At 38.6% G+C, this 20,941-nt stretch carries 19 protein-coding genes; 11 read left to right on the forward strand and 8 right to left on the reverse strand.

Annotation, left to right across the window (positions count from 1 at the left end):
• Window positions 1–80: 80 nt before the first annotated feature.
• The 3 genes from CRT24_RS17645 to CRT24_RS17655 all read left to right on the forward strand — a co-directional run bounded on the left by CRT24_RS17645 (window position 81) and on the right by CRT24_RS17655 (window position 5,173).
• A complete protein-coding gene (locus tag CRT24_RS17645) occupies window positions 81–1,097 on the forward strand; it encodes an endonuclease/exonuclease/phosphatase family protein (protein WP_099372421.1) in 1,017 nt (338 codons plus the stop codon).
• A gap of 90 nt (window positions 1,098–1,187) precedes the next feature.
• A complete protein-coding gene (locus CRT24_RS17650) occupies window positions 1,188–2,117 on the forward strand; it encodes an endonuclease/exonuclease/phosphatase family protein (RefSeq protein WP_099372422.1) in 930 nt (309 codons plus the stop codon).
• Window positions 2,118–2,248: 131 nt separating this feature from the next.
• Window positions 2,249–5,173, forward strand: coding sequence for a DNA polymerase III subunit alpha (locus CRT24_RS17655; RefSeq protein WP_099372423.1), 2,925 nt, complete (start codon window positions 2,249–2,251; stop codon window positions 5,171–5,173).
• A 27-nt stretch (window positions 5,174–5,200) separates the two neighbouring features.
• On the opposite strand, the gene CRT24_RS17660 is transcribed toward CRT24_RS17655, so the two are convergent.
• Genes CRT24_RS17660 through CRT24_RS17670 form a run of 3 tightly spaced genes read right to left on the reverse strand, consistent with a single transcriptional unit; the run spans window position 5,201 to window position 8,439 of the window.
• The gene (locus CRT24_RS17660) at window positions 5,201–6,484 is read right to left on the reverse strand and encodes an AI-2E family transporter (RefSeq protein ID WP_099372424.1); all 1,284 of its coding nucleotides are present in this window, start codon (window positions 6,482–6,484) and stop codon (window positions 5,201–5,203) included.
• A gap of 7 nt (window positions 6,485–6,491) precedes the next feature.
• Complete coding sequence (locus CRT24_RS17665) at window positions 6,492–7,685, reverse strand: MFS transporter (RefSeq protein WP_099372425.1); 1,194 nt, start codon at window positions 7,683–7,685, stop codon at window positions 6,492–6,494.
• Window positions 7,678–8,439: an RNA methyltransferase gene (locus CRT24_RS17670; RefSeq protein ID WP_099372426.1), complete on the reverse strand. Its 762-nt coding sequence runs from the start codon at window positions 8,437–8,439 to the stop codon at window positions 7,678–7,680. Before CRT24_RS17670 ends, CRT24_RS17665 begins: the two co-directional genes overlap by 8 nt.
• A gap of 7 nt (window positions 8,440–8,446) precedes the next feature.
• Between CRT24_RS17670 and CRT24_RS17675 the strand changes: the two genes are divergently transcribed.
• Window positions 8,447–10,798 (forward strand): BamA/TamA family outer membrane protein, encoded by a 2,352-nt coding sequence (locus CRT24_RS17675; RefSeq protein WP_099372483.1) that lies wholly within the window; start codon window positions 8,447–8,449, stop codon window positions 10,796–10,798.
• Here the strand turns inward: CRT24_RS17675 and CRT24_RS17680 are convergent.
• Window positions 10,795–11,337, reverse strand: a complete 543-nt coding sequence (locus CRT24_RS17680; protein ID WP_099372427.1) for a hypothetical protein — start codon at window positions 11,335–11,337, stop codon at window positions 10,795–10,797. The two genes, CRT24_RS17675 and CRT24_RS17680, sit on opposite strands and share 4 nt — an antisense overlap.
• Before the next feature lie 115 nt (window positions 11,338–11,452).
• On the opposite strand from CRT24_RS17680, the gene serS reads away from it, so the two are divergent.
• A complete protein-coding gene (gene serS / locus CRT24_RS17685) occupies window positions 11,453–12,724 on the forward strand; it encodes a serine--tRNA ligase (RefSeq protein WP_099372428.1) in 1,272 nt (423 codons plus the stop codon).
• A 112-nt stretch (window positions 12,725–12,836) separates the two neighbouring features.
• Here serS and CRT24_RS17690 read toward each other — a convergent pair whose 3' ends face one another.
• From CRT24_RS17690 to CRT24_RS17700, 3 genes are all read right to left on the reverse strand, one after another.
• The gene (locus tag CRT24_RS17690; protein WP_099372429.1) at window positions 12,837–13,541 is read right to left on the reverse strand and encodes a bifunctional 2-polyprenyl-6-hydroxyphenol methylase/3-demethylubiquinol 3-O-methyltransferase UbiG; all 705 of its coding nucleotides are present in this window, start codon (window positions 13,539–13,541) and stop codon (window positions 12,837–12,839) included.
• Complete coding sequence (pncB, locus tag CRT24_RS17695; RefSeq protein ID WP_099372430.1) at window positions 13,534–14,712, reverse strand: nicotinate phosphoribosyltransferase; 1,179 nt, start codon at window positions 14,710–14,712, stop codon at window positions 13,534–13,536. Before pncB ends, CRT24_RS17690 begins: the two co-directional genes overlap by 8 nt.
• A gap of 138 nt (window positions 14,713–14,850) precedes the next feature.
• Window positions 14,851–16,335, reverse strand: a complete 1,485-nt coding sequence (locus tag CRT24_RS17700; protein WP_099372431.1) for a DUF6600 domain-containing protein — start codon at window positions 16,333–16,335, stop codon at window positions 14,851–14,853.
• A 220-nt stretch (window positions 16,336–16,555) separates the two neighbouring features.
• Between CRT24_RS17700 and CRT24_RS17705 the strand changes: the two genes are divergently transcribed.
• The 6 genes from CRT24_RS17705 to CRT24_RS17730 all read left to right on the forward strand — a co-directional run bounded on the left by CRT24_RS17705 (window position 16,556) and on the right by CRT24_RS17730 (window position 20,593).
• On the forward strand, window positions 16,556–17,314 hold the full coding sequence (locus CRT24_RS17705; protein ID WP_099372432.1) for an ABC transporter permease: 759 nt from the start codon (window positions 16,556–16,558) through the stop codon (window positions 17,312–17,314).
• A gap of 6 nt (window positions 17,315–17,320) precedes the next feature.
• Complete coding sequence (locus CRT24_RS17710; protein ID WP_099372433.1) at window positions 17,321–18,097, forward strand: ABC transporter ATP-binding protein; 777 nt, start codon at window positions 17,321–17,323, stop codon at window positions 18,095–18,097.
• Window positions 18,098–18,105: 8 nt separating this feature from the next.
• Complete coding sequence (locus CRT24_RS17715; protein WP_099372434.1) at window positions 18,106–19,098, forward strand: MlaD family protein; 993 nt, start codon at window positions 18,106–18,108, stop codon at window positions 19,096–19,098.
• Between the two features lie 64 nt (window positions 19,099–19,162).
• On the forward strand, window positions 19,163–19,864 hold the full coding sequence (locus tag CRT24_RS17720) for an RluA family pseudouridine synthase (RefSeq protein ID WP_099372435.1): 702 nt from the start codon (window positions 19,163–19,165) through the stop codon (window positions 19,862–19,864).
• A gap of 31 nt (window positions 19,865–19,895) precedes the next feature.
• Window positions 19,896–20,183, forward strand: coding sequence for a hypothetical protein (locus CRT24_RS17725; protein ID WP_257214083.1), 288 nt, complete (start codon window positions 19,896–19,898; stop codon window positions 20,181–20,183).
• 2 nt (window positions 20,184–20,185) lie between these two features.
• Window positions 20,186–20,593 (forward strand): DUF983 domain-containing protein, encoded by a 408-nt coding sequence (locus CRT24_RS17730; RefSeq protein WP_099372436.1) that lies wholly within the window; start codon window positions 20,186–20,188, stop codon window positions 20,591–20,593.
• Here CRT24_RS17730 and CRT24_RS17735 read toward each other — a convergent pair.
• Window positions 20,590–20,883 (reverse strand): DUF4286 family protein, encoded by a 294-nt coding sequence (locus CRT24_RS17735; RefSeq protein WP_099372437.1) that lies wholly within the window; start codon window positions 20,881–20,883, stop codon window positions 20,590–20,592. The genes CRT24_RS17730 and CRT24_RS17735 overlap by 4 nt on opposite strands.
• Window positions 20,884–20,941 lie beyond the last annotated feature (58 nt).

Here is a 20,941-nt window from a genome sequence, read left to right on the forward strand (position 1 = left end):
TCAACAAACCTTTAATATTGAATTAAGGTTGTGTTTAACCCTTTCCGATACTTTTGTTATAGGATCAATGATTGATATCTATGCTAATCAACCTTCCTTATCCTCAGAAAAGTAAAGCTTGGCATTTCAGGTTTTTAATGTTGTTGTCAGTTTTTTTCTCCCTAATATTTCTTTTCAGTTACAAAAAAAGCAACGGGTCAAAAGCAAACTTATTTGTTGAACACCCATCTTTGGAAGACCGTTCTTCTGGCGAACTCTCTTTACTGACCTATAATATTGCAGGCCTTCCAGCCATTATTTCTTCCGCAGAAACTCCACGAGCATCTAGCATTCGTGAAATAGGTGAAAGAATCAATAGATTTGATATCGTCAATGTCCAAGAAGACTTCAATTACAACACAGAACTCTACTCGTTCAATCTTCATCCATACAGGACTCAGACAATGGGTACAGTCCCATTTGGCGATGGACTGAGTACCCTTTCTAAATTTCCGATCATGGAATCTCAACGGGTTGCTTGGTCAGATTGCAGTGGTAGCGATTGTTTTACTCCCAAAGGATTCAGTTATACAAGAATCCAAATCGCTAAAGATGTATTCCTTGATGTTTATAATATCCATGCTACAGCCCAAGACAATAAAAACGCGGTGGCAGCAAGAAAGAAAAATTTAAAACAGTTAGCTGCTTTTATACATGAAAACTCAGAATGTCAACCCTTATTGATTATGGGCGACTTCAATGCCCATTATGCTTTTGTAGAAGATAATGTCCGCGATTTTCAAAAAGAAATCCATGTGTTAGATAGCTGGACATTATTGCGAAACAAAGGATTAGTGCCCGAACATCAAGAAGATTTTGTAGCAAGTCATGCACTAAATGTGACCGATGACTGTGAAAGTATCGACAAAATATACTTTAGAAATAGTGACCAAATCATATTCACTCCAAAAAATTATCAAGTGCAACATGACCTGTTTTCAACAGATTCTGGAAAGCCATTATCGGACCATTGTGCCATATCGTTAAATTTGGAATGGGAATTGACCAATTCATCCCAAGATACAAGTGTAGTAAACGATGAATTATTGCTGAAATGAACATAATCGCAATAGATTAATGAAAAATTAACGTAGAGTTCCAAATTAGATAATTTGAAGACTATACTTTTATTTCATATAAGTTAATAGATGACCATACTTTTTATACTAGCGGGAGTAATCATAGTTTTACTGTTCTTGTTCAAGAATCTAAAAGGAAAACTTATTTCAGTAGCCATCCCGCAAGAAGACAGCTCCTCAGAGCATTTTCTCCAAGGCAAGATATCCTTGCTTACCTACAACATCGCTGGTTTACCGCAAGGAATATCAGCAGCAAAACTACCCCGAAAACTCAGTATTGCCGAAATAGGTGAAAAAATCGAGCCCTTTGATATTGTCAATGTTCAGGAAGATTTCAATTACAATACCGCATTTTATTCTAAAAACCTGCATCCCTATCGTACCGATACAAAAGGCAAGATCCCGGTAGGTGATGGCTTGAACACTTTATCTAAATATCCTATTATTGAATATAGAAGAATCCCTTGGAGACATTGCAGTGGACCAGATTGCTGGACGGTGAAAGGATTTACGTTCGCCCAAATTCAACTGGCACATCAGGTAACCATAGATGTCTATAATATCCATGCTAATTCCAGCGATGTAGCACGTGCAGCAAGAGCGAGAAGGGAAAATTTCCGACAACTCGCAAATTATATCAATGAACATTCTGTAGACAGACCTATTATCGTAATGGGAGATTTCAATGCCCATTATGCCTATAAAAGAGATAATCTCCATGAATTCTTGTTGACTACTGGCCTGTCGGACGGCTGGGTGCAATACCTTCGAAAAGGAGTTTTCCCCGAAGTTATACCAAAATTTATAGCACAACATATGTTGAGCTTAAATAATGAAACCGAAAGTCTCGACAAGATATTCTTCCGAAGCAGTAAAAACCTCAAATTCCAACCAGTAGATTATCAGGTGGAAATACAGCATTTCACCAACGATGAAGACCAGGCATTGTCAGACCACCTCGCTGTATCAATGAAGCTTGACTGGACTTGGGAAGACTGAAATCAATTCCTCGATTAACCACAACATGTATATAATAGTAATAAGCTGAGAATTAAACACTCAGCTTTTTTTATCGGAAATTTTACTAAAAATTTTAGTAAAATATTCTAAAAATTCCTAATCTTGCAAATATGTTTTTGAATTGCAAGACCTGGTTCAGTTTCCATTATGGAACATTTCCTACTAAGGAATTGGTGGAACGTGCTCAATTATTAGGACTGAAATCCATGGCTTTGACCAATATCAACAGCACAGCTGATTGCTGGGATTTTGTGCTGAAGTGCCAAGAAGCAAACATAAAACCCATTTTAGGCGTCGAAATACGCAATGAAAATGAACTTTGCTATATCCTTCTCGCAAAAAACAACGCCGGTCTATTGGCAATACAAAGCTTCCTGTCTTTTTATAAACAGCGAAAATTAAACTTCCCCAAAAAACCGCCATTTGAATCAGAGGATATATGGGTGATCTATACCTATGAAAATCATCCCGAAATTCAGCAGTTGGGAAATCAAGAACTCATTGGATTGAGAAGGGAAGACCTCACCAAACTCAGTTGGCAAGAACATATCCATGCAGACTGTTGGGTAATATTGCACCCTGTCACTTATCAGGATAAAACAGCTTACGACCTACACAGGATTTTGCGCGCAATTGCAAAAAATACCCTCTTGTCAAAACTGACCAAGCAAGATTTTGCAAAACCGAATGAAACATTGGTAGATGAAGAAACATTAGTATCTGCATTTGCCAGATTTCCAGGAGTCATCAGTAAAACTATGCAGGTCGTGAAAAGTTGTTCCATTGAAATGGAATTCCACGTCGATAAGAATAAGAAATATTTCACTGCTTCCATGGAAGGAGACCATGAGCTCCTGCGGAAACTTGCAATAGAAGGCTGTAAAATCCGGTACGGAGCCAAAAATAAAAAAGCCATGGAACGCGTGGAGAAAGAACTGACAATTATCAAGCAGTCCGAATTCAATTCTTATTTCTTGATCGTCTGGGATATGCTTCGATATGCCAATGAACAGGGCTTTTATCATGTGGGGCGAGGGAGTGGAGCAAACTCCGTAGTGGCTTATTGCCTCCGGATCACCGATGTGGACCCCATGAAACTCGACCTTTATTTTGAAAGGTTTCTAAACCCTAATCGAACATCTCCACCCGATTTTGATATCGACTTCAGTTGGAAAGACCGTGATTCTATTTTTGAATATCTATTCATGAGGTATGGTCGACAGAATGTCTCGCTGTTAGGGATGTATACCACCTTTCAGCGCCGGGCGATCGTGAGGGAATTGGGAAAGGTATTTGGTCTACCAAAAGAGGAAATTGACGAGCTTGTGCACAAAAGAGAATGGTCCGCAGAAGATAAAATCCAACGCTGGATTCAAAAATACGGAGCGATGCTGGTTGATTTCCCCAGCAATGTCAGTGTTCATGCCGCAGGGGTGCTCATCAGTGAAAAACCATTGAATCAATACGGTGTGCTGGAACTGCCACCAAAAGGATTCTTGACACTGCACATGGATATGTTTGAAGCCGATCGAATCGGGCTCTTCAAATTCGATATCCTCAGCCAACGGGGTCTGGGACATATCAAAGATGCCCTAGAGCTAGTTCTCAAGAATAAAGGCAAGCATATCGATATCCATCAAGTCGATCGTTTCCTGGAAGATCCAAAATTGGCTCAAATGATCCAAAAAGCTGATACTATCGGTTGTTTTTATATTGAGAGTCCCGCAATGCGACAGCTTTTGGGAAAACTAAAATGTTCCGATTATATCACTTTGGTAGCTGCAAGTTCAATTATTAGACCTGGCGTAGCTCAATCAGGAATGATGAAACAATATATCGAACGATACCATGACCGCGACAAGATCGAATATCTCCACCCGAAGATGAAAGAACTCTTGGAAGAAACATTCGGAGTAATGGTCTATCAGGAAGATGTAATCAAAGTAGCACACCATTTTGGCGGTATTTCTCTAGAGGAAGCAGATATCCTGAGAAGAGCAATGAGTGGTAAATACCGATCAGAGAATAAATTTGAACTGATGCGGGAAAAATTCTTTGCAAACTGTAAGTTAAAAGGATATGAAGATTCTGTAACAGCAGAGGTCTGGAGACAAATGGAAAGCTTTGGAGGGTATTCGTTTGCAAAAGGTCACTCCGCTTCATTTGCCGTAGAAAGTTATCAAAGTCTCTATCTAAAAACGTATTTCCCCTGTGAATTCTACGTCGCAGTAATCAATAATTTTGGAGGCTTCTATCGGACCGAGTTTTATTTTCATGAACTAAGAAGAAATGGAGGTATAATTGAGCTACCCTGCATGAACAACAGTGATTATTTAACCAATATAAATGGTTTACAAGTTTATGTCGGCTTGATTCACCTGCAAGGATTGGAACAGGAATTTGCCCATCAAATCGTGGAGGAAAGACAAAAAAATGGACCCTATAAAAATCTGAACGATATCTTGCAACGCCTCCATCCAGCTCCTGAACAATTGAATATTCTCATCCGTATCGGTGCATTGAGGTTTACAGGGCTCGACAAAAAGACACTGCTCTGGGAAGCAAACTTCAGAAACAAACGAACAGAAAAAGATGATCCTATAACACTCTTTGAAACCGAAGAAGTGAAGTTCTCATTACCAGAATTCGAGAAGAATAGGATGGAAGACCTAAGGGATGAACTTGATCTCCTAGGGTTTGTGGTCGGTGACTTCTATGAACTCCTCAACAAAGAACATCTCAACGGAAGTATCTTGGTGAAACAGTTGCCCAATCTTTTAGGCCAACAGATTAAGGTAATCGGCAGAATGGTAACCCTCAAAGAAACCCGAACCATAAAAAATGAACGCATGTGCTTCGGAACATTTCTGGATGTCGAAGGGGAATGGCTCGATACCGTGCATTTCCCGCCAGTACTCAGACAGTACCCTTTCCAAGGAAGTGGATTCTATGAACTCCACGGAAGGGTAATGGAAGAATTCGGAGTGTACAGCGTCGAAGTAACGGCAATGAGAAAATTGGGATATAATTTATAAAAGGTTGCCCTTGGACAACCTTATCAATTACTTTTTATCTTCATCTTTCTTCTTGAATTCATCCTGTGGTAAATCCTCATAAGGCAACTCTTCAGACTCATTGATTTCCTTATAAGTCACATCTGTTTTAGGCTCTTCACCAGGATTATCAACATGAACGTTCCCATCAACCTCAACTTTTTTCTTGTTCTTAGGAGTCCTTACAATACCCCATTTCATCAATAGTTCCTGTGTGGAATTCCGTTTGAGGTGAAGCTTCTCAGGTTCGCCAATCAGAAACCCGAAGGCTTCCATATTTGGATTTGAATCAAAAATAACTTTTAAGGTAGCGATAAATGGAAGTGCAATAATCAAACCGGCAAGACCAAACAACATACCGCCCAATAAGATGCCGATAATAGCCATCAAGGGGTTGATGCTGACTTTCGAACCAACAATATTTGGCGTAATAATATTTCCTTCCAAAAATTGAACCACCTGAAACCAAGCCACAACTCCCAAAGCATATAGCGCGCTGTCTTTTGTAGCAAGTGCAAATAAAGCTGGCAAAATAGAACCAATCGCAATACCGATATAAGGCAACAACATTAATAATGAAGCCAGCGATCCAAAGAACCAGGCGTAGTCAATTCCCATCGCCATCAGACCTACAGTATTTAATACGGCCACGATACCCATAACGGTAATCAAACCAACCAAATAACTCTGTACAACATCGTATATCTTGTTCAATACCTCATTAACTTTGCTCTGTGGTGAGGATTTAAACGCTTTAAAGAAAAATTCACGGAAAAAATCACGGTAATACAGTAAAAAGAAACTTAGCAAAGGAACTAAAATGGCACTCGCCAAAATATTTCCGATAGAGCCAAATGTTGAAGAAAGCATTCCGCCGGCATTGCCCATTGCTTTTTCTCCTTGCTCCCGCAATTTCTCCATAACCTCGGTCCGCTCAATACCAAACTGGGTTTCCAACCATTTCTGTCCACCCTCAAAAACCGATAATACCTTATCCGTAATGGCTGAAGCATCTTTCCCGATCAAGATACTTTCATAAACTATAAACCACGACAAACCTGCAATGACAGCAATAGCAACGATTACCGCTAGAATCGCCGAAAATGCCTTCCCCAAACGTAACCGTTCAAATAATCTAGCTAATGGATATAACGAAATCGAAATTAATATCGAGAAAATTAAAGGCAACAATACACCTTGAGTGACATACATAAGTCCAAGGATTAGGACCGTAGCCAATAGTGTAGAGGCTAACTCAAAGGAGTAGGGTCTTTTGGTCTGATTTTTTTCCATATGATTGCTATAACAGGTTTTTATTTTTTTTGTTTTTAGAATTCCAATATATCACATAAATAAATGCCAAAAATATCACTAAGGCATTTCCATAAAAGATATAAGGAATTCTCAATATTTCGTCGTGATAAATATACCCCGCAAATAATGCGCCACCACCGATACCGGCTTCAAGAGCAATATACATCGTAGCCATCGCTTTGCCTCGATATTGTGGCAAAGAAAGATCAATGGTCCATGCGTTCACAGCAGGAGAAAAGATACCTGTACCTATCCCGTACAAACAGGCTCCAATAACTAACTGAGCGATATTGTCCCCAAATCCAAGGTACATAATAGAGATCGCAATAACGACCAAGCCAACTTTCATCACCGAAATTCGACCATAACGATCCGCAACTTTCCCTGAAACAAACCGAATTCCTATCGAAGCAAGGGTATATGCCGTGAAAAATAAACCCTTATTGGCAATTCCCAAATGCTCACTCCAATCCGGAATCAACGTAAGAATAACACCATAAGCCGTATATGACAATAAAGTCACAATAGCCGCTGGAATAACTCTGACCTCAATTATATCACAACGTGAAATCTTCAACATTTTTGGAGAAAAACGAGTCTTGTCTTTCAACGTTTCTTTCATGTTCATAACGATGATGATGGAAAGAAAAGCAAATGCTGATGAACTATAGAACATAGTGTTCAAATCATAAGCTTGCGCTATGTAGCTGCCAATCGCAGGACCAACAGCACCTCCAATGCTAAAACATAAGCCGTGCATACCCAATGCTTCACCCCAACGATTTGAAGGAATAATGTCTGCAATATAGGCCGAGGTGGCAGTAGGTTTAAATCCAGTCGAAAATCCATGTATCAACCTCAAAAGAAAGAATCCGGAAACACTGCTTAGTATAGGATAAAGAAACCCACATAATACACAGACTGTGGAACCAATCGCCATAACTGGAACACGACCCCACTTATCTGTCAATCGACCGCTAAATGGGCGTGAAATACCGGCAGTCAGAGTAAACAATGCAATGATCAATCCTTTATGGGCTGCTCCGCCCAAGGAAGAAAGGTAATTCGGCAATTCTGGAATTATCATATTGAAACTCGCAGAAAACAAAAGTGAGCTCAGACAGAGCAATCCAAACTGAAGGGTATATAATGGTTGTTCTTCGTTCTCTAGGTTATCCATTTTTCTTCTCCATATTTTGTCTAGTTAATTCTGAACAAAATATTGTTGTTGCAACGGCAACGTTCAGTGACTCGGCTTGACCAACCCTAGGTATAGTAACAGCCTTGTCAACTTGGGATATTAAACTCTTACGAATCCCATTCCCTTCATTGCCCATCATTATAAAACCTTCCTTGCCAAAATCAGTTTCATAAATCGAGGAACCATCTAATAAAGCACCAAAAACAGGGAGCTGTTTCTTCTCGATAAATTCTTCTAGTTCGACATAATGTAACTTAATTCTCGATAACGAACCCATAGTCGCTTGTACAACTTTGGGATTGTAAGCATCAACAGTACCTATCGAACAAATAATATTTTCTATCCCAAACCATTCTGCTGTTCTAATAATCGTACCCAAATTACCTGGGTCCTGAATATCATCCAAAATCAAACTATGCTTACCCTGTAAATCGTCAAAGTTAAGCTGCAGGTCTTGGGGAATTTCAACTAATGCCAACGCTCCCTGTGGAGTCTTTAAGCTACTAATTTTACTAAACTCATGCTCTGATACCTCCTCAAGTTTTATTATTTGAGGTATTTTGCCCAATTTTGCAATGCCTTCTACCGTCGCAAATATTTTATTTATCTTGTAGGCCGAATTGACAAATTCAAGGACTGATTTTATGCCCTCAACTACAAATAAACAGTGCTGCGTGCGATATTTTTTATGCTGCAATGACGTAATTAAACTGATTTGAGCTTTTGACAACATGGTATTAATGACTATAAAAAGAAGTTTTTTATTTTTTGCAAGTATAACGTTTTTGTTGCTAATTGTTGCGTCTTGCCGTTCAGCGAAATATCTAGACGATCACCAATATCTAGTAACCGATGTAGATGTAAATGGTGTCGATCCTGAACTAAAAGAAGCAGCAGGATTATATATTGCCAATGAAATCCGCCCTAATTCACCATTATATCTAACTATTTACAACATCTTCAATACCAGAGACGGTAGATATAAAACCGAAAAAATTAAAAATGTTGGCGAAGCCCCTAGAATACTCGACTCAGCAGTTGTAGAACTATCTGCAAACCAAATAGAAAGATTTCTGCAAACTAAAGGATTCTTCAATGCAAAAGTCCAACCACAGATAGAGTTCAATAAGAAAAAAGCAAAAATCGACTTCAACGCCAATATGGGAAATCCATATATGGTGAGAAATATTGACAGAAGGGTAGAAGATCCTCAGGTAGATTCCATTTATCACGAAAAAGTAGTGCCAATCAGTGCTTTAAAATCCGGAAAAAGATACGATGCAGCTGATCTTTATTTAGAACGTGAAAGGCTATACACACAAATGCGAGAATCAGGTTATTATGATTATCTGAGACAGTATATGAGGACTGGAGTGGACACTATAGGATTGCAAAATCAAGCCGATTTACTTGTTCAGGTGTCAAATAGAGAGGATTCTACTAAACATAAGATTTATTATATTGACAGTGTGTACTTTACGGTAGAAGCCGCAGAACCAGAACTCAAAAAGAATTCACAAGGCCGTTATGATACCTTGACAAAAATCCATTACACCGATCAAACCGATAAATTTAAGTTGAGACCTTTGGCAAGGTATGCATTTCTAAGGCCTGGACATAAATTTAACAGTAGAAACGAAGAACTAGCTTATGACCGGCTTTATGAAATGAACGGCTTTCGTTCAGTTAAAATAAATTACCAGACTAAGGATTCGAACAAATTAGATGTATTTTATAATCTTGTCCCACGTTCGGCAATGAGCAACCAGATCGAAGGTGAATTTACTTTTAGTTCGGGAATGAGCGGTTTCAATGTCGGTAATACATTCTCTCATCGAAACGTATTTGGTGGGTCGGAGACTATTGAGGTAAAAATGAGGTATGGAGTGTTGTTTGACTCTAGGCTCCCAGGAAATTTAACTGATAAAATATTCAACAACGACTTTCAAGTCGGAGTAAATCTGTCATTCCCCCGATTGTTAACCCCATTTCGTGTGCGCAGTGTCGGGATATATGGACTCCCAAGGACAACATTCTCATCCAGCCTACAACTCTTTTTCCAAGATCAAACATACGCCAATAGATATTGGATAAATAGCTTAAATTATACCTGGTACGAAGCGGTTAATAAAATACATAGCTTAACTCCCGTTGTGATCGAATATAGACATGGACAGTTGAATGAACAATTCAAGCAGAGCCTGATAGACCAAGGATATGGTCTATACGTTCGAAGTAATGACAGAAAATATTTTGGACTTGGTGCCCAATATGCATATACGTATAATTCAACAAAGCTGACTAGCAAAGAGAATTTCAGTTATTTCAGAGGTGCGGTGGATGTCAGTGGGAATTTGTTGGGATTGTTGGGGAATGTGATGAAGTTCAAACAAAATGCAGATGGAGAAAAGCTGATTTTTGGAGTACCGTACCTTCAATATGTCAAAGGTGAAATAGATTATAGATGGTATAGGCACTTAGGTGGAAATAAGCAATTTGTATTCCGTATCAATTCTGGTGTTGCGGTCCCTTATGGAAACAATTCATCCCTGAATATGATCTTTGAAAAAAGTTTCTTTGCCGGAGGTATGAATGGTATCCGAGCATGGCAAGCACGCACACTCGGACCAGGAGGGTACAACAGGTCATCAATGAACCCTGACTTCCGTGTTAACCTCAGAAATTTAGATCAATTGGGTGAGATTAAACTTGAATCAAATGCTGAATTCAGGTTTAGAATGTTGAATAATTTCTTCGGAGCAAAACTGAACGGTGCAACTTTCTTGGATGCAGGAAACATCTGGAGAATCAGACAGGATATTATAAATCCAGACGGGGAATTCAAAGGAGATAAGTTCCTCTCGCAAATCGCATTGGGAACAGGCTTCGGACTTAGAGTAGATTTAGATTACTTTATTATACGCCTGGATGCAGGATTAAAACTAAAAGACCCTCAATTCAGCGGTTCGAAACAATGGGTAATCAAAGAGTTCTTCAATTCTAAACAGTTCAAACAAGAATATTCCGAAACCAATTGGCCAGACAGATATAGTTTTATTCAATATAATTTTGGAGTAGGGATGCCTTTCTAGAAGAGATCTTTTAAGCTCATAATCGAACTCTCAATCAATTGACGGACATCCAACCCTTTACTGTGATTTAAATAGAAATAAACTGCTGCAAGGACTAATAACGTAATTAAGAAACGCTTGAATTTATAGGCAATATAAAGAATCAAGAGCGGGATTATGATCAACAGAAAACCGCTGATCTTATAAGGAGTAATTCCTTTGTCCGTAACTCTCAAAAAAAAGAGCTTCCCAATATCTGAACCTGCAAACTTATGTTTGAAGAATACAAATGTTGATGACTCGATGGGGTTGCTTGTAACAGCCACACCATCACTGAATCTTAGATCTTGCTGAAAACCATTTATGGTAAAACTATAATTCCCGTTCACGGTATTGTCCGTTTTTTCAGCAGTGTCAATCGCAATTATTGCTAATTTTCCGTTCTGAGAAAGATTTTCTTTGACCGTAAAGTCCTTGATCGTTGCACTTTGTGCTACCGATAAACTCGGCATAAAGTACATGATACTAAGGAATAAGAAAAGAATCCAGCTGTTTTTCATGATGCAATGATACAAAATTGCAAGGATTCTAAAAATGCTTCTCCTTAAATTCGAGTTTATTAATTGCAGAGGTCTTCTTATCTTTGCTCACATTACAAATAAAAAGCATAATTATATGTTGCAATTAAATTACATCCGTGAAAATCGGGACCATGTAGTTGAAAGACTTGGAATCAAGAACTTCAACGAAGTAGAATTGGTCGATCAGATCATTGCTTTAGACGAACAACGTCGCAAAACACAAAATCAATCTGACTCTATTGCAGCTGAGGCTAATTCGTCCGCTAAGCAAATTGGAGAATTGATGCGTCAAGGAAAAAAAGAGGAAGCTGAAGCAATCAAATCGCGATCCGCATCATATAAAGAGCAAATCAAAGAACTTACTGATGCATTGGATAAAATTGAAAAAGAATTGCATGACAAATTAATTCAATTACCCAATCTTCCAAATAAATTGGTACCAAGAGGTATTGCTGCTGAAGACAATGAGGTAGTGCTAGAAAATGGTACTGTACCACAATTGCCAGCTGGCGCATTGCCCCACTGGGAATTAGCAGCAAAATATGACATTATTGATTTTGAATTAGGAACAAAGATCACTGGTGCAGGATTCCCTGTGTACAAAGGAAAAGGTGCCAGACTTCAACGTGGACTAATCAATTTCTTCTTGGACGAAGCCGCTAAGATGGGATACAAAGAAGTTCAGGTCCCAATCGTAGTAAATGAGGATTCTGCATATGCAACTGGTCAATTGCCCGACAAAGAAGGGCAGATGTACCATGTAGTCAATGATGATTTCTACTTGATCCCTACAGCTGAGGTGCCAATCACGAATATTTATCGAGACACAATCGTCAAAAGTGAAGATTTCCCAATCAAACACTGCGGATATACTCCATGTTTCCGAAGAGAAGCTGGATCTTATGGCGCACATGTCCGTGGATTAAATAGATTGCATCAGTTTGATAAAGTAGAGCTGGTACAGATCGTAAATCCTGAAAAATCATATGAAACTCTGGAAGAAATGAGCTCCTATGTGCAATCACTATTGCAAAAACTGGGACTGCCTTATCGTGTTCTTAGATTATGCGGTGGAGACATGAGCTTTACTTCAGCAATGACCTATGATATGGAAACTTATTCCGCAGCTCAGGAAAGATGGCTAGAAGTATCTTCAGTATCTAACTTCGAAACTTACCAAGCAAATAGACTAAAAGTTCGTTTCAAAGGTGAAGATGGAAAAACACAATTGGCTCATACCTTAAATGGTTCGGCACTAGCATTACCAAGGATAGTAGCTACATTATTAGAAAATAATCAAACTGAAAACGGAATCAAGATCCCTGAAGTCCTTGTTCCATATGTAGGATTTGAATATATCGACTAATAATCGAAAACCCCATAAAACAAAATCCCCGGAAGTTTTGGCTTCCGGGGATTTTTATATCATAAATTCTAATACACCCACATCTCACATCTCATATCTCAAAACCCACATCTCACATCTCCCTCGGCTCCATCCGCACCAAATATTGGTCATTATCATCTTCAAAAAGCACCTGTACCACCCAATTCTCTTCGTGAGCTATTTTGATTAAGGTTTGTTGATCGATATATAGCCATTGGAAGGGCTGACCCATATTGCCTTTATATTCATATTGAAAATTGATCTCTCCAAAATAATGGTCTGGCCTTTGGATGCGATATTCATCATATAAATAAGAAATATTTGAACTGTCGAATAAAAGCTGTCCTCTTTCCGTAAGTAATTCTTTGGAATGAATTAGGAGTTCTCGGAATCCTTCAATTGTGCCAGAGATCCCAATCCCATTCATCAGAAATAGGAGCGTATCATATTTCTTTTCTTTGAATTTAAAGAAATCAGCATGGATAACATTTTTGACACCTCTTTTTTCCATGATTTTACAGGCTGTCTCGGAGATTTCCATGGCATCTACGTCAAATCCTTTCGATTGTAAATATAATGCGTGCACACCAGCACCTGCGCCAACATCTAATACTTTGCCATCACAGAGGGACAAAGCAATGTATTCCAATTCTGGAATATCATCTTCTTCCCTAAAAAAAACCTCAACAGGCATTTCCTCTATGTCACCATAGCTGCTATGAAGTAGGAGAGGTTCTTTTAGCTCTCCTAATTCTTGGAAATCATAGAGTGCTTCCCCGTAAACATCTCTATTCATGCTCAGGAATATTTAAGAATCGTTTTGCCATTTTTATTTCTTCAGGATCTCCTGTATGTTTTTTAGGTTCATCCGACAATTTAATAACGGGAGTCCATTCCCCTTCATCAGGATAGGCTTCTGTCATCTTGATAACGATATTCATACGGTCTAGTCCAACATCATTCGTGAAATCGGTGCCGATACCGAAAGAATGGCCGATCTTGTCTTGGCTGAAGTTGACAATCTTCACAACCTTATCATAATCCAATCCATCTGAAAAAATAATCGTTTTGTTCATCGGATTGATACCTTTACTCTTATAGTGGTCAATGGTCATTTGAGCGAATTCAATAGGATCACCACTATCATGTCGTACACCGTCAAATAATTTGCTCAATTTTTTGTCAAACTGCTTAAAGAATACCTTGGTGGTATAGGTGTCGGATAGGGCAATTCCTAAATCACCACGATATACGTCAGACCAATTTTCCAAACCAAGTAAATTCGCCATTTTGTAACCATATTTTGCAGCATGGAACATGAACCATTCATGCGCATGTGTGCCAATAGGTTTAGTATGATATTTCATCGCAAAATGAACATTGCTGGTACCAATGAATGTCTTTGATGGATGTTCTTTCAAGGCTTTGATAACCAAATCATGAACCGCATACGAATGTCTACGCCTAGTGCCAAAATCAGCAATGGTGATATTAAGCTTGTCATATTTGTCCATTTTGTCATTGACAATCTTCATGACCTCAACATCGTCTACACGCTTTTGTCCAGTCATTTCATAATAGGTCTCGCAGATTAAAGCCATCAATGGAACTTCCCACAAAATAGTCCTGTACCAATAGCCTTCAACTTTTACTGTAAGGTCCGAACCATTTTGAGTAATCTTTACCTCTTCTGGATCATAGTGGTAGCCTTGAAGAAAATCAAAATAAGTAGGATCGATATATGGGCAGGTTTTTGCAAAGAATGTTTTTTCAGCGGACGTCAGCTTGAGGTTAGCCATTTGGTTGACGGCCTCTTTCAGCTGTGCTGCAAATCCTTCTGGAAATTGATGTTGCCCTCGGTTAATAAATTGATACCGTGCTTTAGCCTTTGGAAAAAGTTTTACAACAGCATACTGCATTGTAAACTTATAAAAATCATTATCTAAAATGGAGGTAAGTTTTGCCATTCTTTATTATTTATGCTAGTGCTTTCATTGAAGTTAACAAAAAGCAAACACAAAAATGCCTTTTATACACAACAAAACAAAAGCGGGATGAATAAAATTCACCCCGCTTTATCGATTTGTTTCAACTAAATAAAAAATCTATCCTCTATTTCCTCTGCCGTTACCACGCTCAGCGCGTTGACTTGATTGTGGGCGAGCTGATGACCTAGACTCATTTCTTGAACTGCGCTGTACAGATGAACGGTTGTTTTGCGGACGTTCTGTACTGCGAGCTTGGAATACTCTATTTTGCGACCTAGATTGTTGCTCCATCCTAGGTTGACGTTGTTGTCTTTGTGGTGCCGATTGTCTTTGTTGACCACGATTCATTGACTCGTTTCTAGAAGGTCTAGAGCTACGGTTCATCGACTCATTTCTAGTCGGTCTAGAACTACGGTTCATCGATTCGTTTCTAGTCGGCCTAGAGCTGCGGTTCATCGACTCATTCCTAGTCGGTCTAGAACTGCGGTTCATCGATTCGTTTCTGGATGAGCGATCCATAGAAACACGGCCTCTTGACTCTGGTTGGCGACCAACATTTGATCTATTATTAGGAGTAGAAGTTCTGTTCGAGTTACCACGATCTACACGGGTGTTGCCTCTGTTGGCTTCTCCACGGTTGGATTCTCTATTACTTCTATTAGAGTTTCCATTGCCAATGTGCATTTCGCGTTGTCCCTTAGAATTTCTGGTAATTGTATAATCACCATTGCTTCTGCTGCTACGACCGGAGTTTCTACCATTTTCAACTCGGTTAGCAGGTTGTCTGCTGCTGTTGCGTGAGTTTCCTCTGTTTTCCAGACGATCGTTTCCTCTGCCACTGTTGCTTCTGTTAGAAATAGCACGACTATTATTTCTGCTGTTTCTGTCAGGACGGTACATAGAAACCGTACTTCTGCTAACACGTGATGCACCGCGTCTATTGTCAAAATTCACATTCCTTACATCTACACGGCGACCTATTGATCTTTCGATGTCTCGACGGCTAGGACCTCCGTAATAACGATTGTTGTTTACAATGTAAGTGTTGTTGATAATCGTAGTTCTGTTGTAGATGTTACGATGACCATATGAATAATGCCTGTGCATATAACGGTCATAGATATGGCCGGTAGGAATAAATACCCAAAAATCTAATGGTAATCCAATGTTAACATTGATGCTTACACCTGGCCTCATAGGAGCCCAACCGTAATAACCACCACCTGATCTCCAATCAACCCAAGCTGGTCCCCACTCATAACCCGGTACCCAAGCCCATCCTCTATGTGAACGGTGTACCCAACGTCCATAGTGGAATGGCGCCCAACCCCAGTCGTAATTAGAAACCCATGTGTTGCCATATTCTGTCATAGTCCAGTATCCATTCGTACTATAAGGCCTAAAATCACGACCCTCGTTTGGATACCAAACATTGCCATATTCATCATCATAATCCCAATCACCATAAGAATCAAGTTCTTCATGGAAAACATCGTAATCAACATCCTCATACCCTTGGGCTGATGCTGAAGTTACGCTGAACAATCCTACGAACATTAAAACTAATGCCGTGAATATTGTGGATGTTTTCAAGTTTTTCATATGTTAATTCTCTTAATGTTTACACCATAATTTGTACGTATGACCATGACTATTAAGGAAAGGTTTAATTGTATAATTATTTTGTCAAACTTTTTTGTGTTAATAAATGTTTCTGCTAATATTGGGTGCTGATTCGGATTGGATATTAAGAAATTTTGTACATTTGCCTCGAAATATTCCGGATTTAATACTTGGAAAAATACGTTAATACACACAGTTAATGGCTAAGAAAATTGAGTCTTTATTACTAGAATTTGCGAAGATACACCGCTTTCTAATGCGTTTCTTTCGCGAAGTGGTAAGCCCCCCATATGAGTTTAAAGAGATCATTAGACAGTGTTATGAAATCGGTTGGAAATCATTTCCACTGATCAGTTTAACCGGATTTATTGTAGGATTTGTTTTTACAAAACAATCTAGACCATCCTTAGAAGAGTTTGGTGCAGCATCTTGGTTACCAGCATTGATTTCAATAGCAATTGTACGTGCATTAGCGCCATTGGTAACAGCCTTAATTGCTTCAGGAAAGGTAGGGTCACAAATTGGAGCAGAGCTCAGCTCAATGAATGTAACCGAGCAGATCGATGCCATGGAAGTCTCAGGTACAAATCCATTCAAATTCTTAATCGTGAGTAGAATTCTTGCTACAACTTTTATGATTCCTGTACTATGTTTTTATGTCGCAGGAATAGGTTTGGCAGGTGGGTATTTAAGTATTATTTCCAAAGACCAGTTGAGTATACTTAGCTTTATAACTCAAGTATTTGAGGCAATAGCTCCAAAAGATATTTTTGCAATGGTATTCCGGGCCATTGTATTTGGATTTACAATTGGATTTGTCAGTACATATGTAGGGTATTATTCAACGAAAGGTACGGAAGGAGTCGGAAAAGCAGCAAACAGTGCGGTAGTAGCTTCAATGTTTATTGTATTCATTGAGGAGCTTTTAATTGTTCAGGTTTTAGCATTAATGGGATAATCGATTATGGAACAGAAAAAGCCAGTTAATATAAATTACGACGATATTGTCATCGATGTTGAAGGTGTAAGTAAGTCCTTTGGGGATTTACATGTACTCCGAAATGTTGATCTTGACCTCTATAACGGAGAAAACTTGGTCGTATTAGGAAGGTCAGGTACTGGAAAATCCGTATTGATCAAACTTATATCAGGACTCCTAAAGCCAGATTCTGGAAATATAACAGTTCTTGGAGAAGTGGTAAATCAACTTAATGAAAAAGAATTGCGCGCTCTGAGATTGAAAATTGGGTTCTCTTTCCAAAATAGTGCACTATATGATAGTATGACCGTTCGAGAAAACCTCGAGTTCCCACTAGTCAGAAATAAAAGAAACTTAACAAGAGCAGAGATTGATCATGAAGTAGAAGATGTGCTGGACGGAGTAGGACTGTTGAGAACAATCAATCAGATGCCATCTGAATTGTCAGGTGGACAAAGAAAAAGAATAGGTATTGCTAGAACATTAATCTTGAGACCCGATATCATGATGTATGATGAGCCAACGGCAGGTTTGGATCCCATAACTTGTCTCGATATAAACTCTTTGATCAATGAAGTACAAGAAAGATATAAAACATCATCTATTATTATTACCCATGACTTGGCGTGCGCTAAAATGGTGGGGGATAGGGTAGCAATGCTATTGGATGGTAAATTTGAACGTGTAGGTAAATTCTCGGAAATTTTCGATACGGAAGATACGAGAGTGAAACCTTTTTATGATTATAATTTTATAGTATAGCAAAATATATGGCAGCATCAGAAAGAAAACGATCAATCATAGTGGGATTGTTTACCTTCATTGGGTTAATCATTTTGGTTGCAGGGATTTTGGTAATTGGTACTCAGCAAAACAAATTCTCTAAAAACCTTACGGTAACCACGTATTTCAAAGACGTTAAAGGATTGAAGGTAGGCAACAACGTTTGGTTTTCAGGAGTAAAAGTCGGTATTATTAAAGAAATTGGCTTTGAAAGCGTAGAAAATGTACGTGTAGTTATGAATGTCGAAGAAAAATCGAGCAAATTCATACGAAAAGACGTTATCGCAACATTAAGTTCTGATGGATTGATTGGAAATGCAATTATCAGCTTAGTAGGTGGAACGGAAACATTTCCACAAATTCAGGACGGCGATGAAATTAAGTCAGGTGTTTCTGGCGGTATGGATGCCATGTTAGCAACGTTGCAAGTCAATAACGAGAACCTAGTCGAAATAACAAAGAATTTTGCAGCACTTTCTAAGAGTATGTTGGAAGGTAAGGGTGCGGTAGGTGCATTAATGACGGATGAAACAATTGCAAATAATTTGAAGCAATCCGTGAATACATTGAATGGAACTATGTCCCAAGCTAACCAAGCTGTAAATAACCTCGTTACTTTGACCAATAAATTAAATAGCAATCAAGGGTTGATTCATGAATTGTCAACAGACACAGCCGTGTTTGCAAGTCTAAGAGAGTCAGCAGCGCAGTTACAAGGAGTAACTCAAACAGCGTCTGCTTTGATGTCTAATTTAAACCAAACTACAGCTAGGTTGAATGATAAGGACAATGCAATTGGTGTATTGACTAATGATCCTGCAGCAGCAGATGAAATCAGACAAATACTTAAAAACCTTAATCTAAGCACTGAAAAATTAGATCAAAATATGGAAGCACTACAAAGTAACTTCCTCTTGAGAGGTTTTTTCAAGAAAAAAGCAAAAGAAGAAGCAGAAGCAACTCAAGATTCAATTAAGTAATTTTGAACTTCTAAAAAATTAATATTAGAAAGCGTCTGCAAAGGACGCTTTTTTTATAAGCATTATGAATATTACAGACAAGGATGTTCTTTACGAGGACAATCATTTTATAGCAATCAACAAACGTGGTGGAGATATCGTACAAGTGGATGTATCTGGCGATACTTCTATGGAGGATATGGTTAAAGACTACGTTGCCAAAAAATACAACAAGCCAAATGCTGCATTTATTGGTGTTATACATAGATTGGATAGACCTGTTAGCGGTATGATATTGTTTGCGAAAACTAGCAAAGGATTAGATCGCATGAATAGGTTGTTTCACGATAGAAAAGTGCAAAAAACATATTTGGCACTCGTACGTGAAAAACCACCACAAATGAAAGGAACCCTTAAAAATTGGTTGTTGAGGGATCGAAAAAAAATGATCACTAAAGCCTATGACCGTGAAGTCAAGAATGGAAGCTTCGCCGAATTATCCTATGAAGTAGTAGGACAATTAGAAGGTTACTACTTGTTAAAAGTAAACCCTGTGACTGGACGTACACATCAAATCAGAAGTCAATTGGCATTTATGGGGTGCCCAATCGTCGGTGATAATAAATATGGCTATCAACGAGGTAGTCACAGAAGAACAATATGCCTGCATTCTAGATCCCTGAGCTTTGTCCATCCCATCAAGGATGAACCAATGAACATCAAAGCCCCACTCCCTCAAGATGGATTCTGGGAAAAATTTAACGTATTGCTCAAAGGAGATATTTAGAAATTAAGTTTAATTACTTTAACTTTGTGCTATGAGTTTCATTCAAAAATTGAAATTAAGTCTGGTGGCTACTGTGTTGAGTATAACATTGTTGTCAGTGCCCAGTGCTACTGTAGCACAATGTGCTATGTGTACATTGAATGCTGAAAACAGTACTCAGGAAGGCAACACACAAGGTAAAGGCTTAAACGATGGTATTCTTTTTCTATTGGCAATGCCATTTATGATAGCTGCTGGTGTAGGATTTCTGTGGTACAAAAAATTCAGAAACACAGAAAATACCAATTCACTCAAAATTGCAAAACAGACTGAAGAATAATTATGATATCAAAATTACAGGCTGTATTTCAAAGTAAATGTCCAAAATGCAGAACTGGAAACATGTATTCAGGGTCAGCATATGGCCTTTCAAGACAAAAAATGCATGAATTCTGTCCCCACTGCAATTTTAAGTTCGAAATTGAACCTGGATATTTTTATGCTGCAATGTATGTCAGTTACGCCTTTTCAGTGGCTGAAGTCCTAACATTGGCCCTAGCAACAGCATTTATTACCCACAGCGAATCCCCTTGGTTGTATATAGCGGTATTATTTATCGCAATTGTCATCTTTGCGCCTTTCAACTACAGGTATTCAAGACTCGTATTATTACATTACCTTTCGCCTAAAGTGTCGTTTGACCCTAGATTATATGGTGAAAGAAAAAATAGTGCTGACCTAAAAGGCTAATTATGGGGGATGTATTGCATAATGCTATCAAAAAGAAAAGCCTTCTCTACATGATGCAATGTGATATATTCCTGAAGTTTTTGAATAATGCCATCCTTAACCCTCTCAATTTCTTCCTCGCTATTAACAACAGTCTGAAGACAGTATGTCTGTCCTTCATGTGGAGAATGCATCATTTTTAATAGTTTTATGGAATAATCTGGGTTGTCGTTCAGCAAGTCTTTCGTCCATTGAACAATTTCTTGATGAACCGAATCCTCGATAATGATTGAAACATTGTATAGATACATATTTATTGATGCTTGGATTAAGCTGTAAAATTAAGGTTGCAAAAGGAACTTTACAGTA

The sequence above is a fragment of the Sphingobacterium sp. 1.A.5 genome, from assembly GCF_002734235.1.
Lineage (GTDB): Bacteria > Bacteroidota > Bacteroidia > Sphingobacteriales > Sphingobacteriaceae > Sphingobacterium > Sphingobacterium daejeonense.